At 75.3% G+C, this 13,800-nt stretch carries 10 protein-coding genes and 1 pseudogene; 10 read left to right on the top strand and 1 reads right to left on the bottom strand.

The window, feature by feature from the left end; all coding sequences use genetic code 11:
* Nucleotides 1-131: 131 nt before the first annotated feature.
* Nucleotides 132-1,691, bottom strand: a complete 1,560-nt coding sequence (locus tag ACIP67_RS26960; protein WP_401695392.1) for a hypothetical protein — start codon at nt 1,689-1,691, stop codon at nt 132-134.
* A gap of 266 nt (nt 1,692-1,957) precedes the next feature.
* Between ACIP67_RS26960 and ACIP67_RS26955 the strand changes: the two genes are divergently transcribed.
* The 10 genes and pseudogenes from ACIP67_RS26955 to ACIP67_RS26910 all read left to right on the top strand — a co-directional run bounded on the left by ACIP67_RS26955 (nt 1,958) and on the right by ACIP67_RS26910 (nt 13,625).
* Complete coding sequence (locus ACIP67_RS26955; RefSeq protein WP_401695390.1) at nt 1,958-3,214, top strand: ATP-grasp domain-containing protein; 1,257 nt, start codon at nt 1,958-1,960, stop codon at nt 3,212-3,214.
* Nucleotides 3,211-4,215, top strand: a complete 1,005-nt coding sequence (locus ACIP67_RS26950; protein WP_401695389.1) for a Rossmann-like domain-containing protein — start codon at nt 3,211-3,213, stop codon at nt 4,213-4,215. Before ACIP67_RS26955 ends, ACIP67_RS26950 begins: the two co-directional genes overlap by 4 nt.
* Nucleotides 4,212-5,300, top strand: coding sequence for a PLP-dependent cysteine synthase family protein (locus ACIP67_RS26945; RefSeq protein ID WP_401695386.1), 1,089 nt, complete (start codon nt 4,212-4,214; stop codon nt 5,298-5,300). The genes ACIP67_RS26950 and ACIP67_RS26945 overlap by 4 nt, the downstream gene beginning before the upstream one ends.
* A complete protein-coding gene (locus ACIP67_RS26940) occupies nt 5,297-6,349 on the top strand; it encodes a dipeptide epimerase (RefSeq protein WP_401695384.1) in 1,053 nt (350 codons plus the stop codon). Before ACIP67_RS26945 ends, ACIP67_RS26940 begins: the two co-directional genes overlap by 4 nt.
* The gene (locus ACIP67_RS26935) at nt 6,333-7,598 is read left to right on the top strand and encodes an MFS transporter (RefSeq protein WP_401695381.1); all 1,266 of its coding nucleotides are present in this window, start codon (nt 6,333-6,335) and stop codon (nt 7,596-7,598) included. The genes ACIP67_RS26940 and ACIP67_RS26935 overlap by 17 nt, the downstream gene beginning before the upstream one ends.
* Before the next feature lie 320 nt (nt 7,599-7,918).
* Complete coding sequence (locus ACIP67_RS26930) at nt 7,919-8,677, top strand: class I SAM-dependent DNA methyltransferase (protein ID WP_401695465.1); 759 nt, start codon at nt 7,919-7,921, stop codon at nt 8,675-8,677.
* A gap of 58 nt (nt 8,678-8,735) precedes the next feature.
* Nucleotides 8,736-10,304 (top strand): ABC transporter substrate-binding protein, encoded by a 1,569-nt coding sequence (locus ACIP67_RS26925; RefSeq protein WP_401695378.1) that lies wholly within the window; start codon nt 8,736-8,738, stop codon nt 10,302-10,304.
* A 2-nt stretch (nt 10,305-10,306) separates the two neighbouring features.
* Nucleotides 10,307-11,260: an ABC transporter permease gene (locus ACIP67_RS26920; RefSeq protein ID WP_401695464.1), complete on the top strand. Its 954-nt coding sequence runs from the start codon at nt 10,307-10,309 to the stop codon at nt 11,258-11,260.
* Nucleotides 11,261-11,553: 293 nt separating this feature from the next.
* Nucleotides 11,554-11,970: pseudogene (locus ACIP67_RS26915) on the top strand (ABC transporter permease subunit); the annotation flags it as partial.
* Nucleotides 11,901-13,625 carry an ABC transporter ATP-binding protein gene (locus ACIP67_RS26910; RefSeq protein WP_401695463.1) on the top strand — a complete coding sequence of 575 codons (1,725 nt, stop codon included), beginning with the start codon at nt 11,901-11,903 and terminating at the stop codon, nt 13,623-13,625. The pseudogene ACIP67_RS26915 and the gene ACIP67_RS26910, both read left to right, overlap by 70 nt.
* Nucleotides 13,626-13,800: the final 175 nt, after the last annotated feature.

Below are 13,800 nucleotides of genomic sequence, written 5' to 3'. Positions count from 1 at the left end.
CGACCGCACCGGCTGACACGAGGACCACCCGCGGCCCGGACGGCCGGCGTCACGGCCGGCCGCGACGCCGACCGCCCCCGGTACGCGGCGGGCGGTGGCGGAGGCGTGCGGAGGGACGCGGGGACCGGAGGTCAGAAGTCCGTGCCCAGCGTCTGCGTCGCGTAGGCGCACTCCGTGTAGATGTATCCCGAGGAGAGCTTGGCGGTGTCCGAGGCAGGCGAGGAGAGACTGTCGCCCTGCGGCTTGTGCACGAAGTACGTGGTGCCGGGCGGCAGGCTGATGGTGCGCTCCGGGTAGTTCTTGCCGCTGCTGCACGGCTCGAAGCCGGGGGAGAGGGTGCTGCTGAGGGAGTAGGTCGTGCAGCTGCCGCAGGCCTTGAGGGTGAAGCTGCCGGTGACCGGGCCCGTGTAGAGCACGGTGATGTCGTCGGGGCTGTCGTTCTGCACCGTGACCGAGATGCTGCCGCCGCTGCGGGTCGTGGGCAGGCGCTTCCCGGCGGCCGGCACCGTCTGGGCGATCTCCGCCGCGATCGCGATCTTCTGGGCGAGGGCGCGGTTCTTGCTGTTCTTGTTCGCCTTGACGAACTCGTTCATGGTCGTCTGCGCCGCTTCGAAGTCGCCGTCCTCGTACTGGTCCACGCCGCACAGGTAGGTGCCCGAGTCGGCGTTGGCGGTGGCCCGTCCGGCGTCCTGGGCGAGGGTGTCGTCGACGCCCGCCTCCTCGCCGGGCAGGCCGTCGATGTCGGAGCTCAGGCTCCGCAGCCGTTCGACCGCCGTGCATGGTTCGCCGCCGCGCAGCTCCTTCGACGCCCGGGTGACGGCGGCGCCCACCGCCGGCTCGACCTTCGCGGCCTGCTCGGAGTCGGGGAACGTGGTCAGCAGCTCACCGAAGTGCGTCGCCCAGCCGGTCTCACCGGCCGTGAGGGCCTCGGAGGCGCAGGTGTACAGCGAGGTGGCGAGGCGGTCGTCGGGCCACTCCTCCAGCTCCCCCAGGTCCGTGCGGGGCATGCTGTCGGGGACCTTGCGCAGGAAGGTCAGCGGCTCGATCGCCGTGCAGTGGTCGCCCGTCGCGTAGGAGGCGCCGACCGTCGAGTAGAAGGTCTTCATCCGGTTCGGCACCCGGCCGGCGGCGCGGGAGTCCGGATGGTCGGCGCTCAGGTCCTCGTACATCTCCAGCGCCTCGCGGTAGCCGTCCTCGCCGATGCCGAACGCCTGCCTGCCGGACCGCTCGACCAGCCGGTCGGCCTCCTCCAGCCGGTCGAGCAGCATCTGCTGCACCGCCTCGTCGCGCGCGTCGTCGTAGAGCACGACGCCCCCGGCCGGCACGGCGAGCAGGACGAGCCCCAGCACGAGCGCCAGCGGCGCCGGCCCCGCCGTACGGGCGCGCAGGCCCACCCGCGCGCCGTGCGCCGCCACCAGGGCGAGGAACACGGCGTACAGGACGAGGGCGAAGCCCGGCACGCCGTCCGGGTCGGCCGGCAGCGCCACGAGGAGCAGGGCGGCGGTGGCGATCCAGCACAGCAGCATCAGGCCCCAGCGGCGTGCCCAGGCGTACCCGAGTCCCAGGCCGCTGAGGTTGAGCACCGCCACCGCGACGGCCCGCGCGCCGTCCGCCGGGGGCGGCGGCGGGGCCGACGGCATCGGTGGGACGACGAAACCGTGGTCGTATCTGCCGTACCCGTCACCGGACATGTCTGGCCCCCCGTCAACTGCGCCCTTGCGCCTGTGATTTGTCAGTGTACGGGCGGGCGCCGACAGCCGAACAGGGCCCGGTCCGGCCGCGGTCGGGGGCTCCTCCCAGCGGCGTTCCGTGTCGCCGCGCCGCGGATCAGGGCCTCGGAGGACTGGTAAATGAAAATGATTATCGCTAGCGTGTCGGTGCGCAGGGCCGGTCCCCCTCCCCTCCGAGGGTGCACGGGGCCGCCCGCGTCTCAACTCATGTACGGCGAAGGGGAGTCGTGGCTCATCTGCTGATGGTCGAGAGCTGGGTCGGGTCGATGAGCAGACTGCTGCCACGGGCCGTCCGGGAAAGCGGGCACGAGTTCACCTTCCTCACCCGCGACCTGCACCACTACCTGCGCGCGGCACCCGAGGGAGCGGCGCACCCGCTGCTCGGCGCCCGCAACGTGGTCACGGCCGACACCAACGATCCCGACACCCTGCTCGCCCAGGCCGAACGGCTGCACGCGGCGTTCGGCTTCGACGGCGTGCTCACCTCCTGCGACTACTACCTGCCCGCGGTCGCGCGCATCGCCGGACACCTCGGCCTGCCCGGCCCGGGACCCGAGGCGGTCCACAACGCCTGCCGCAAGGACGCCACCCGCCGGGTCCTCGCCGACGCCGGCCTGCCCGGCCCGCGCTTCGCCCTGCACGAGGAGTGGGCGCGACTCGCCCGCGCCGCACGGGAGATCGGCTATCCGCTCGTGGTCAAACCCGTCGACCTGTGCGCCGGCATGTACGTGCGCCGCGTGGACGACGAGGAGCAGCTCGCCGACGCGGTCCGCGCCCTGGCCGACTTCCCGGTCAACGCCCGCGGGCAGCGCCGGGAACCCGCCGTGCTGCTCGAGGAACTGCTCGACGGCCCCGAGGTGAGCGTCGAGACCGTGTCGCACGCCGGCGCGGTCCACGTGGTCGGCGTGACCGACAAGAGCGTCGGCGGAGCGCCCGCCTTCGTCGAGACCGGCCACATGTTCCCCGCCGCCCTGACCCCGGCCGACACCGAGGCCGCCGTGGACACCGCCCTCGACGCGTTGAAGGCACTCGGCCTCACCGACGGCGTCGTGGCGCACACCGAGGTCAAACTCACCTCCGCCGGTCCGCGCGTCGTCGAGGTCAACCCCCGTCCCGCCGGGAACCGCATCACCGAACTCGTCCGCCACGTCACCGGCGTCGACCTCGCCGCCGCCTTCGTCGACGTCGCCCTCGGCCGCGCACCCGACCTGCGGCGCACGGACACCGGGCTGCGCAGCGCCGCCATCGGCTTCCTCGTCCCCGACCGCGCCGGCACCCTCGACCGGCTCGACGGCACCCACCTCGCCCGGGAGGAGGACGTGCTGGAGGCCGAGCTCGCCGAACCCGGCCGTGCCGTGCGGGCCGCGGGCAGCAACAACGAGTACCTCGGCCACGTCATGGCCGGCGACCCCGACGGCCTCGGCGCCCGCGCCCGCGTCGAGCACCTGCTGTCCACACTGCGTACGGAGCTGGTGATCCGATGACCGCCGTCCGCACCCCCGCCCACCCGTCGCACGACGATCCCGCGCACGACGGCCAGGCCCACCCGTCGCACGACGATCCCGCGCACGACGGCCAGGCCCACCCGTCGCACGACGATCCCGCGCACCTGTCGCACGACGGCCCCGCGCACCCGTCGCACGACGGCCCCGCGCACCTGTCGCACCTGTCGCACCTGTCGTACGACGACCTCGTCGACCGCGTCCGGTCGGGGGCCCTCGGCCCCGACCCGGCCACCCGGCGGATCGCCGTCGCTTTCACCACCCGCCAGGCCGTACGGCACGACGGGCGCGGCACCGGCTACCGCAACGAGGTCCTCAGCCTGCGCCTGGCCGAGGCCGTCGGCTCCTGCGCGGTGGAGCCCGGCGAACTGCCCGACAGCGTCCTCGACGACTGCGTCGGCACCGACGTGCGCCGCCTCCTGGACCACCCCCAGCCGGCGGTGCGGGTCGCCGCGCTCGACGCCTACCTCATGCACGTCACCCCGCACGGCCCCGGCAGCGGGGCCCGCCCCCTCGCGCTGCCCGCCGGGACGTCGCTGGAGAAGTCCCGGGCCCGCGCCGAGGCCGTCGTCGCCCTGCTCGACCTGCCGGCCGGGTCCACCGTGCTCGTCGTCGGCGTCGTCAACTCCCTCCTGGCCGGCCTGCGCGCCCGCGGCCTGCGCTACGTCCCCTGCGACCTCAAGGGCGGGGTCACCGAGTGGGACGAGCCGGTCGTCACCGACGCGCTCACCGCGGCCGCCCGCTGCGACGCGCTGCTCGTCTCCGGCATGACCCTGGGCAACGGCACCTTCGAACCCCTGCGCCGGCACGCCCTCGCGCACGGCAAGCAACTGGTGACGTTCGCCCAGACCGGCAGCGCCGTCCTGCCCCGCTTCCTCGGACACGGGGTGAGCGCGGTGTGCGCGGAACCGTACCCCTTCTTCTGGCTCGACGGCGGCCCCGGAACCGTCCACCGCTACCGCAGCACCGGAGGCGGACGATGACCGTCACCGCCGTACGCCCCACCGCCCGCCCCGAGCTGCTCGCGCTGCTCGGCCGGACCCCCCTCGTCCGGGTCACCGCCGACCTGCCCGCCCCCCACCCCGGCTTCTGGGCCAAGCTGGAAGGGCTCGCCGCCGGCGGCATGAAGGCACGGGCCGCCGTGTCGATGCTGCTGGGCGCCCGCGAACGCGGCGAACTGCGGCCCGGCGCACCGGTGGTGGAGTCCACCTCCGGCACGCTCGGCCTCGGCCTGGCCTTCGCCGGGCAGGCGCTCGGCCATCCGGTCGTGCTGGTCGGCGACCGCGAACTCGAACCGTCCATGCGGCAGTTGCTGCGCTCCCACGGGGTGCGGCTGGAGATCGTCGACCGTCCCGCGCTCCAGGGCGGCTGGCAGGCCGCCCGCCTCGCCCGGCTGCGGGACCTGCTCGCCGACCTGCCCGGCGCCTACTGGCCCGACCAGTACAACAACCCCGACAACACCGCCGGTTACGCCTCCCTGGCCGCCGAACTCACCGACCGGCTCGACCACCTGGACATCCTGGTGTGCAGCGTCGGCACCGGAGGCCACAGCGCCGGCCTCATCGGCCCCCTGCGCCGCCACTGGCCCGCCCTGCGCCTCATCGGCGTCGACGCCACCGGCTCCACCATCTTCGGGCAGCCCGCCCGCCCCCGTCTGATGCGCGGCCTCGGCTCCAGCATCCACCCCCGCAACGTCGCCCACGACGCCTTCGACGAGGTCCACTGGGTCGGCCCCGCCGAAGCCGTGGACACCTGCCGCACCCTGGCCCGCACCAGCTTCGTCACGGGCGGCTGGAGCACCGGGGCGGCCGCCCGCGTCGCCGCCTGGGCCGCCCGCGTCCACCCCGGGGCGGTCGTCGCCACCGTCTTCCCCGACGGACCGCACCGCTACCTCGGCACCGTCTACGACGACGACTTCACCACCGGCCACGGCCTCGACCCGGCCGCCGCGGCCACCCGGCCCGTCGAGATCCCCCACCCCCGCGCGGCGGAGGCGACCGGCTGGGCGCGCTGCACGAGGGTGACCGATCCGCTCACCGGCCTCCCGTCCTGGAAGGGCGCCCCATGAAGGCCCGACTGCGCACCGTGCGGCTCGCGCTCGCCGAGCCGCTGCGCATCTCCCGCTCCACCATGACGGCCCGCGACGCCGTCTGGCTGACCGTCGAACACGACGGACTGAGCGGCCACGGCGAGGCCGTCACCAGCGTGTACTACGGCCTCGACACCGACACGCTGGTACGGCACCTCACCGCCGTCGACCTCGGCCGCCACGCCGACCCGGAGAGCGCCCTGGACGCCCTGCGGCACGGGGAGGCCACCACCCCCGGCACCCCGCCCGCGGTGACCGCCGCCGTCGAGTCCGCGCTCCTCGACCTGGCCGGCCGGCGCGCGGACACCCCCGTCCACCGGCTCCTCGGCAGCCCCGCGCCCCCCGCGGCCGCCACCGCCCGCACCCTCGGCATCACCGCGCCCGCGCACGCCGCGGCCGAGGCCCGCCGCCTCGCCGCCCGCGGCTTCCGGACCGTCAAGGTCAAGGCGGGCTCCCCCGACCCCGAGGACGACGTGCGGCGCGTACGGGCCGTGCGGGACGCGGCGCCCGGCGTACGGCTGCTCCTCGACCCCAACGGCGCCTGGACCGCACGGCAGGCCGAGGCCCTGCTGCCCCGGTTCGCCGAACTCGGCGTGGAGGCCGTCGAACAGCCCCTCGCGCCCGGCGACCCCGAGGCCCTCGCGGCCCTCGCCGCGCGCTCCCCGCTCCCCGTGATCGCCGACGAGGACGCCGTCGGCCTCGACGACGTCCGCCGGCTGGCCGGACGCGTCCACGGCGTCAACGTCAAGCTCGCCAAGTGCGGCGGGGTCCACGCCGCGCTGCGCATCGCGGAGGCGATCGAGGGCAGCGGCACCGAGCTGATGCTGGGCTGCCTCACCGCCAGCACCCTCGGGCTGGCCCCCGCCGTCCACCTCGCCGACCGGGCCCGCTGGGCCGACCTCGACGGCCATCTGCTGCTCGCCCACGACCCGTGGACCGGCATCGGCGGCGCCGACGGCACCGTCCGGGCGAGCGGCCGCCCCGGACTCGGCATCGAGGAGGTGGGGACACGTGCGGACCTGGCATGAGATGCGCCGCTTCCCGCTCGCGGTCCGGCTGCTGCTGGTCAACCAGTTCGGCGTCAACACCGGCTTCTACCTCCTCGTCCCCTACCTCGCCACCCACCTCGGCGAGAACCTGGGCCTGTCCGCCGCCGTCGTCGGCCTCGTCCTCGGCGTGCGCAACCTCAGCCAGCAGGGCCTGTTCCTGATCGGCGGTTCGGCCGCCGACCGGCTCGGCGCCCGCGGCGTGATCATCACCGGGTGCGCCCTGCGCACCCTCGGCTTCGCGCTGTTCGCCCTCGGCGACGGGCTGCCGGTGCTGCTCGCCGCGTCCGTCCTCAGCGGCCTCGCCGGGGCCCTGTTCAACCCGGCCGTGCGGGCGTACCTCACGCAGGAGGCGGGGGAGCGGAAGGCGGAGGCGTTCGCCCTGTTCAACGTGTTCGCCACCGCCGGCGCGCTGATCGGCCCGCTCCTCGGCGGAGCCCTGCTGCTGGCCGACTTCCGCACCTCCGCGCTCACCGCCGCCGGGATCTTCGCGGTGCTCACCGTCGCGCAGGCCCTCGTCCTGCCCGCGCGGAAGGCGGAGCCCAGCGCGGGCAGCGTCCTCACGGACTGGCGCGAGGTCGTCGGCAACCGGACCTTCCTGGCGTTCGCCCTCGCCATGGTCGGCCTGTTCACCCTGGAGAGCCAGCTCTACCTGCTGCTGCCCGACGGCGTCCGGCGGGCGACCGGCTGGGACGGCGCGGCCGGCCTGGTCTTCCTCGTCGGAACGCTCGCCAACCTGGCCCTCCAGCTGCGCATCACCCGCTCCCTCAAGGCGCGGGGCAGCCGGGCGCGCTGGATCGCCGCCGGCCTCGCCCTGACGGGCCTGGCGTTCCTGCCCCCGGCGGCGGTGGCGGACTCGCCGCCCGGCGGGTGGCTCGACGCCGTCCCCGTGCTGTTCGGCGCCCTCCTGCTGTACGTCGGTCTGATGGTCGCCACCCCCTTCGTCATGGAGCTGATCCCCGACTTCGGCCGCCCCGGACTCACCGGCACCTACTTCGGGATCTTCTACGTCGTCTCGGGCGTCGCCGCCGCCGTCGGCAACACGGCCGTCGGCTGGGCCATGGACACCGGCGAGCAGGGCGGCTCCGGGTGGCTGCCCTGGGTGTGCTGCGCGCTGTTCGGGCTGGCCTCGGCGGCCGGGGTGGCGGGGCTGCACCGGCGCGGCGCACTACCCGGCCCTCCGGTGCCGGCCGCCGCCGCGGCGCCGGCCGAGCAGAGGAGCACCGCGTGACGACCGGGCAGCCTTTCCCCGGCGGGGAGCAGTGTGTGCCGACCGGGGACCCTGCCATCGGTGGGGAGCAGTGTGTGTCGACCGGGGACCCTGCCATCGGTGGGGAGCAGTGTGTGACGACCGGGGACCCTGCCATCGGTGGGGAGCAGTGTGTGACGACCGGGGACCCTGCCATCGGTGGGGAGCAGTGTGTGCCGACCGGGCAGCCTTTCCCCGGCGGGGAGCAGTGTGTGACGACCGGGGACCCGGCCACCGGCGGGGAGCACCGCGAGTCGACCGGGCAGCCTCCCACCGGCAACCTCCTCACCGACCACCCCGCCCTGTACGAGGTCCGCTTCCCCGACCCCGGCCGGCTCGCCGGCCGCTGGGCCGAGGACTGCCTGCGCCGGCACGGCGCCGGACCGCGGGTCCTGGACATGGGCTGCGGCACCGGCCGCGACGCCGCCCACCTGCACACCGCCGGCCGCACGGTCACCGGCGCCGACCTCTCCGACGCGATGCTGGCGCACGCCCGCACCCACCACCCGGGCCCCGCCTACGTCCACGCCGACCTGCACGGGTTCGACCTCGGCCGGGCCGCGTTCGACGCCGTGGTCTGCCTGGACAGCTCCCTGCTGTACTGCCACGCCAACGCCCAGCTCGACGGTTTCCTCTCCTCCTGCCGCCACGCCCTCGCCCCCGGCGGGCTGCTCGTCGCCGAGATGCGCAACGGCGCCTACCTCCTGGGCCGTACGGACCTCCTCGGCCCCCCGACGGTCCACACCTTTCACTGGCAGGGCGTCCACCACCGCTCCACCACGAACCTGTCCCTGGACCGCACCGCCCAACTCCTGCGCCGGATCCGCGTCTGGACGACCGACGACGGCTCCCCGCCCGTCGCCCAGCACTCCGCGTGGCGGCTGCTGTTCCCGCAGGAACTGCGGCACTTCCTCACCACACACGGCTTCGACGTCCTCGACCTCCACGACGGCCCCGGCCCGCGCACCGAACCGGCGTGGCAGGAGGGCGACCCGCCCGGCGCGACGGCCGACGGCGACCGGCTGCACGTCGTGGCCCGCCTGCGCGGCACCACCCGCTGACCCACCCCGCACTCATCCCACTCATCCCACCTCATCCCACTCGTTCCAAGGGGCACGCATGGACGACGCACGCTTCCCCGGCCCGCACCGCCGAGGCTTCCTCGCCGCCACCACCGGCGCCGCCGCCCTCGCCCTCACCGGCTGCGGGAGCGGCACGGGCGACGACCCGAAGACCGGTGGCGACGGCAGACCCAAGAAGGGCGGACGGCTGCGCGCCGCCTTCGCCGGCGGCGGCGCGAGCGAGACCCTCGACCCGCACCTGGCCAACCTCTTCGCCGACGCGGCCCGCGCCAAGGCCCAGTACGACAAACTCGCCGACTACGGCCCCGACCTGTCCGCCCGGCCCCGCCTCGCCACGGGCTGGGAGCCCAACAACACCCTGGACCGCTGGCAGGTCACCCTGCGCGAGGCCACCTTCCACGACGGCAGCCCCGTCACCGCCGACGACGTCCTCCACAGCTACCGCCGTATCGTCGACCCCGCCAAGGCGTTCCGCGCCAAGGCGTCCCTGGAGCCCATCGACCTCGACGCCAGCCGCGCCACCGGCGAGCGGAGTATCGAGTTCGTCCTCAAACGGCCGACCGCCGAATTCCCCAACGTGCTGGCGGCGTTCGGCGCGTACATCGTCCCCGAGGACGCCGACGACTTCGACCGGAAGCCGATCGGCTCCGGCCCCTTCCGCTTCGTCTCCTTCACCCCCGGCCGCTCCGCCGTCTTCCGCCGCCACGACGCCTACTGGGACGGCGCCCCCCACCTCGACGAGATCGAGTTCGTCGTCGCCAACGAGGAGTCCGCGCGCGTCAACGCCCTCCTCGGCGGCCAGGTCGAATACGCCCACGAACTCAACCCCACCACCGCCCGCGCCCACGAGAACCAGGGCCGGATCGAGATCGTGCGGCTGCGCAACAGCGCCATGCAGGCCTTCTGCATGAAGACCGACCGGCCCCCCTTCGACGACGCGCGGGTGCGGCAGGCGTTCTTCCTCATCGCCGACCGGCAGGAACTCGTCGACAGCGCCCTCTCCGGCGCGGGCGTCGTCGGCAACGACCTGTTCGGCAAGGGCTACGAGTACTACGCCGACGGCCTTCCCCAGCGCGAGCAGGACCTCGACCGCGCCCGGGCCCTGCTGAAGCAGGCAGGCGCCGAGAAGCTGAAGGTCACCCTCGACACCTCGGCCGTCGCCGCCGGGTTCACCGAGGCCGCCACCGTCTTCCGCGACCAGGCCGCGAAGGCGGGCGTCACCGTCGAGGTGAGGACGGGCAGCAAGGACTCCTACTGGGCCGACATCCTCGACAACGGCACCCTGTGCTGCTACCGCTCCGGCGCCATGCCCATCGAGGCCCACCTCTCCCAGCGGCTGCTCACCGACTCCACCACCAACGCCACCCAGTGGCGGCACAAGGACTTCGACGCCCTCTACCAGCAGGCCCAGTCCACCCGCGACACGACCGGGCGGGCCGCCGTCTACGAGCGGATGCAGCGCCGCCTGTACACCGAGGGCGGATTCCTGGTCTGGGGCTTCGCCGACTGGATCATCGGAACGGCGACGAACGTGAAGGGCGTCGAGACCACGGCGCCCGCCAACACCCTCGACTGGGCCCGCTTCGACCGGGTGTGGCTCGCGTGAGCATGAGCGGCCCGCGCTCCTTCGCCGCCCGGCGGCTCCTCCTCGGCGCCGTCCAGACCGGGGCCGTGGTGCTGCTGGTCTTCGCGCTCACCGAGGCCCTGCCGGGCGACGCCGCCGTCGCCCTCGCCGGCGACCAGCCCGACCCCGCGCGCGTCGCGGCGATCCGCGAGGCGATGCACCTGGACCGCCCGGCCCACGAGCGGCTCGCCGACTGGGCGGCGGGCCTGGCCCACGGCGACCTCGGCACCTCCCTGACGTCCGGCCGCCCGGTGAGCGGGTACCTCGCCGACGGCTTCGGCCCCACCCTGCTGCTGGCCGCGCTCACCCTCGCCCTGCTGATCCCGGCCGGCTTCGGGCTGGGCGTCCTCGCCGCCCGCCACGAGGGCTGGCTCGTGGACCGCCTGATCAGCTCCGTGACGCTCGCCGTGTACGCCGTCCCCGAGTTCGCCCTCGGCGTGCTGCTGGTGACGGTCCTCGCGCTGAAGCTGGCCTGGCTGCCGCCGACCGCCGTCGGCTACGGCACCGACCTGCTCGGCCACCCCGCCGCGCTCGTCCTGCCCGTCCTCGTCCTGCTGGCCCGGCCGGTCTGCTCACTGAGCCGCCTGGTCCGCGCCGGCATGGTCGACGCCCTGGCCTCGCCGTACGCGGCGCACGCCCACCGCTACGGCGTCCCCGGCGCCCGCGTCCGCTACGCCCACGCCCTGCCCAACGCCCTCGCCCCGGCCGTCCAGCAGCTCGCCCGCACCGTGGACTGGCTGCTGTGCGGTGTCATCGTCGTGGAGGCCCTCTTCGTGATCCCGGGACTGGGCACCGTCCTGCTCGACGCCGTCGCCGAACGCGACGTCCCCGTCGTGCAGGGCCTCGCGGTGGTGTTCGGCGTGCTGACCGTCGTCCTGAACCTCGGGGCGGACCTGGTCGCGCACCGGCTGACGCCCCGAGCGGCGGTGGCCGCGTGATCCGGCGCCGCTTCCTGCCGGGCCTGGCCCTCGTCTGCGTGCCCCTCGGCCTGGCCCTCCTCGGGCCGCTGCTCGCCGGCGACCCCGGGCCGCGCGCCGCGTCCTTCGTCCTCGCCGACGGGCACCGGCTGGGCACCGACTTCGTGGGCCGTGACGTCCTGCACCAGGTGCTGCTCGGCGGACGGACCGTCGTCGTCACCGCGCTCGCCGCGACCGCCCTCGCCTACCTGGTCGCCGCTCCGGTCGGCCTCGCCGGCGCCCTCACCCGCGCACCCCGGCTGGAGGAGCTGCTGATGCGGCCGCTGGACGTGCTGCTCGCCGTACCGTCGCTGCTGCTGATCCTCCTCGTGGCGTCCGTGTTCGAGCCCGGAGCGGCCGGGCTCGCGCTGCTCGTCGCGCTGGTCAACGTGCCCGACGCGGCCCGCATCGTACGGGCGGCGGCCGGTGAGGCGGCCGCGCGCCCGGCGGTCGAGGCACTGCGCATGCAGGGCGAGAGCGTCTGGCGGATCGGCGTCGGCTACGTCGCCCGCGCCGCCCTGCGCACCCTCGCCGCCGACGCCGGCATCCGGCTGACCGGCGTGCTGTACCTGGTGTCCACGGCGGCGTTCCTCGGGGTCGGCGTCGCACCGGACGCCGCCGACTGGGCGGTCATGGTCGACCGCAACCGCACCGGCCTGTGGGTGCAGCCCTGGGCCGTGGTGGTGCCCGCCCTGTTGATCGTCGCGCTGACGACCGGCACCAACCTGCTCTTCGACGCCGCGTCGCAGAGGCCGCCGAAGAAGTCGCAGAGGACACCGAAGAAGGGAGGACCCCGCCCGTGAGCCCCGGCAACGACCTGCTCGCCGAACTCCGCGACCTGCGGGTGGAGGTCGACGGCCGCGCGCTCGTCGACGGCGTGCGCCTGCGGGTGCTGCCCGGCACGGTCACCGCCCTGGTCGGCGCCTCCGGCAGCGGCAAGACCACGACGGGCCTGGCGCTGCTGGGGGAGTTCCCGCCCGGCGCGCACGTCACCGGGGAGGTACGCCTGACCTGCGACGGCCCGGTCGGGCACGTGCCCCAGCACCCCGCCGCCGTCCTCAACCCCGCCCGCCGCGCCGGCGCGCTGCTGAACGACCTGGCCCGCCTCCGGGTACGCCACCTGCCGCGCGGGCAACGCCGCCCGGCGGCCCGCGAGCTCGTCCTGCGCGCCCTCGCCGACGCCCAGCTCCCCGACGGCGAGGCGCTGGTGCGGCGGCACCCGCACCAGCTCTCCGGCGGCCAGCAGCAACGCCTCGTCCTGGCCCAGGCCCTCCTGCTGGGGGCGCGCGTCATCGTCGCCGACGAACCCACCACCGGCCAGGACGCGCTGACCAAGAGCCGGGTCGTCGACCAGCTGGCGGCTCTCGCCGCCCGCGGCATCGCGGTCGTCCTGCTCAGCCACGACCTCGACGTGGTCCGCGCCCTCGCCGACGACGTCCTCGTCCTGCGGGCGGGCCGGGTCGTGGAGTCGGGCCCGCCCGAGCGGCTGTGGCTCGCCCCCCGGCACGCCTGGACCCGGGAACTCCTCGACGCCCGGCGCCCGCCCACCGGCGCCCGGCCCGCCCCCGACACCGGCCGGCCGCCCGCCCTGCGGGTGCGCGACCTCACCGCCCGCCACCACGGCGCCGTGGCACTGCGCGCGCCGGAACTCACCCTCCACCCCGGCACCTCGCTGGCCGTCGTCGGCCGCTCGGGCAGCGGCAAGACCACCCTGGCCCGCTGCCTGGCCGGCCTCCACCGCGACCACGACGGCGAGATCCTCCTCGACGGCACCCCGCTGCCGCGCAGCCTGCGCCACCGCACCCGCGCCCAGCTCGCCGCCGTGCAGTACGTGTTCCAGGACGTGCGCGCCGCCTTCGACGAACACCGGCCCGTCCTGGACCAGGTCGCCCGCACCGCGGTACGCCTGCGCGGCACGGACCCGGCGGACGCCCGCGCGGAGGCCCTGACCACCCTGACCCGTCTCGGCCTCCCGCCCGACCTGTCCCGCCGCCCGCCGGCCCGGCTCTCCGGCGGCGAACTCCAGCGCGCCGCCCTCGCCCGGGCCCTGCTCGCCCGGCCCCGCGTCCTGATCTGCGACGAGATCACCTCCGGCCTCGACACCGTCACCCGGCGCGGCCTCCTCGACGTCCTCGCCTCTCTGCTGCGCGAGCGCGAGGACCTGTCCCTCGTCCTGATCACCCACGACCTGGACATTGCCCGCCTGGCCGACCACGTCGCCGTCCTCGACGCGGGCGAACTGGTCGAACAGGGCCCCGCCCACCGCGTCCTGACCGACCCGCGCCACCCGTTCACCGCCTCCCTGACCCGGACGACGGCACGCCTGGAGACGGGCACACGGCCCTGACCGGCGGAACGTCCCCGGGGCGGGCGGACCACGGGCGGGTGCGCGGGTGATCGCGGGCCCCCGGGCCTCCGCCCCCGGGCCTCCGCCCCCGGGCCTCCGGCCTCCGACGCCAGGCCTCGGACCCCGGCCCCGGACCCCGGACCCCCGACCCGGGCCCCCGCGCCAGGGGGCCAAG

The sequence above is a fragment of the Streptomyces sp. NPDC088812 genome (assembly GCF_044750285.1).
GTDB lineage: Bacteria > Actinomycetota > Actinomycetes > Streptomycetales > Streptomycetaceae > Streptomyces.
This window is presented reverse-complemented; position numbering and strand designations above follow the sequence as displayed.

Excerpts from the sequence above, each read along its gene's own strand:
- ACIP67_RS26960 (WP_401695392.1), bottom strand. The coding sequence starts at position 1,691 with ATGTCCGGTGACGGGTACGGCAGATACGACCACGGTTTCGTCGTCCCA.
- ACIP67_RS26950 (WP_401695389.1), top strand. The coding sequence starts at position 3,211 with ATGACCGCCGTCCGCACCCCCGCCCACCCGTCGCACGACGATCCCGCG.
- ACIP67_RS26945 (WP_401695386.1), top strand. The coding sequence starts at position 4,212 with ATGACCGTCACCGCCGTACGCCCCACCGCCCGCCCCGAGCTGCTCGCG.
- ACIP67_RS26940 (WP_401695384.1), top strand. The coding sequence starts at position 5,297 with ATGAAGGCCCGACTGCGCACCGTGCGGCTCGCGCTCGCCGAGCCGCTG.
- ACIP67_RS26925 (WP_401695378.1), top strand. The coding sequence starts at position 8,736 with ATGGACGACGCACGCTTCCCCGGCCCGCACCGCCGAGGCTTCCTCGCC.
- ACIP67_RS26920 (WP_401695464.1), top strand. The coding sequence starts at position 10,307 with ATGAGCGGCCCGCGCTCCTTCGCCGCCCGGCGGCTCCTCCTCGGCGCC.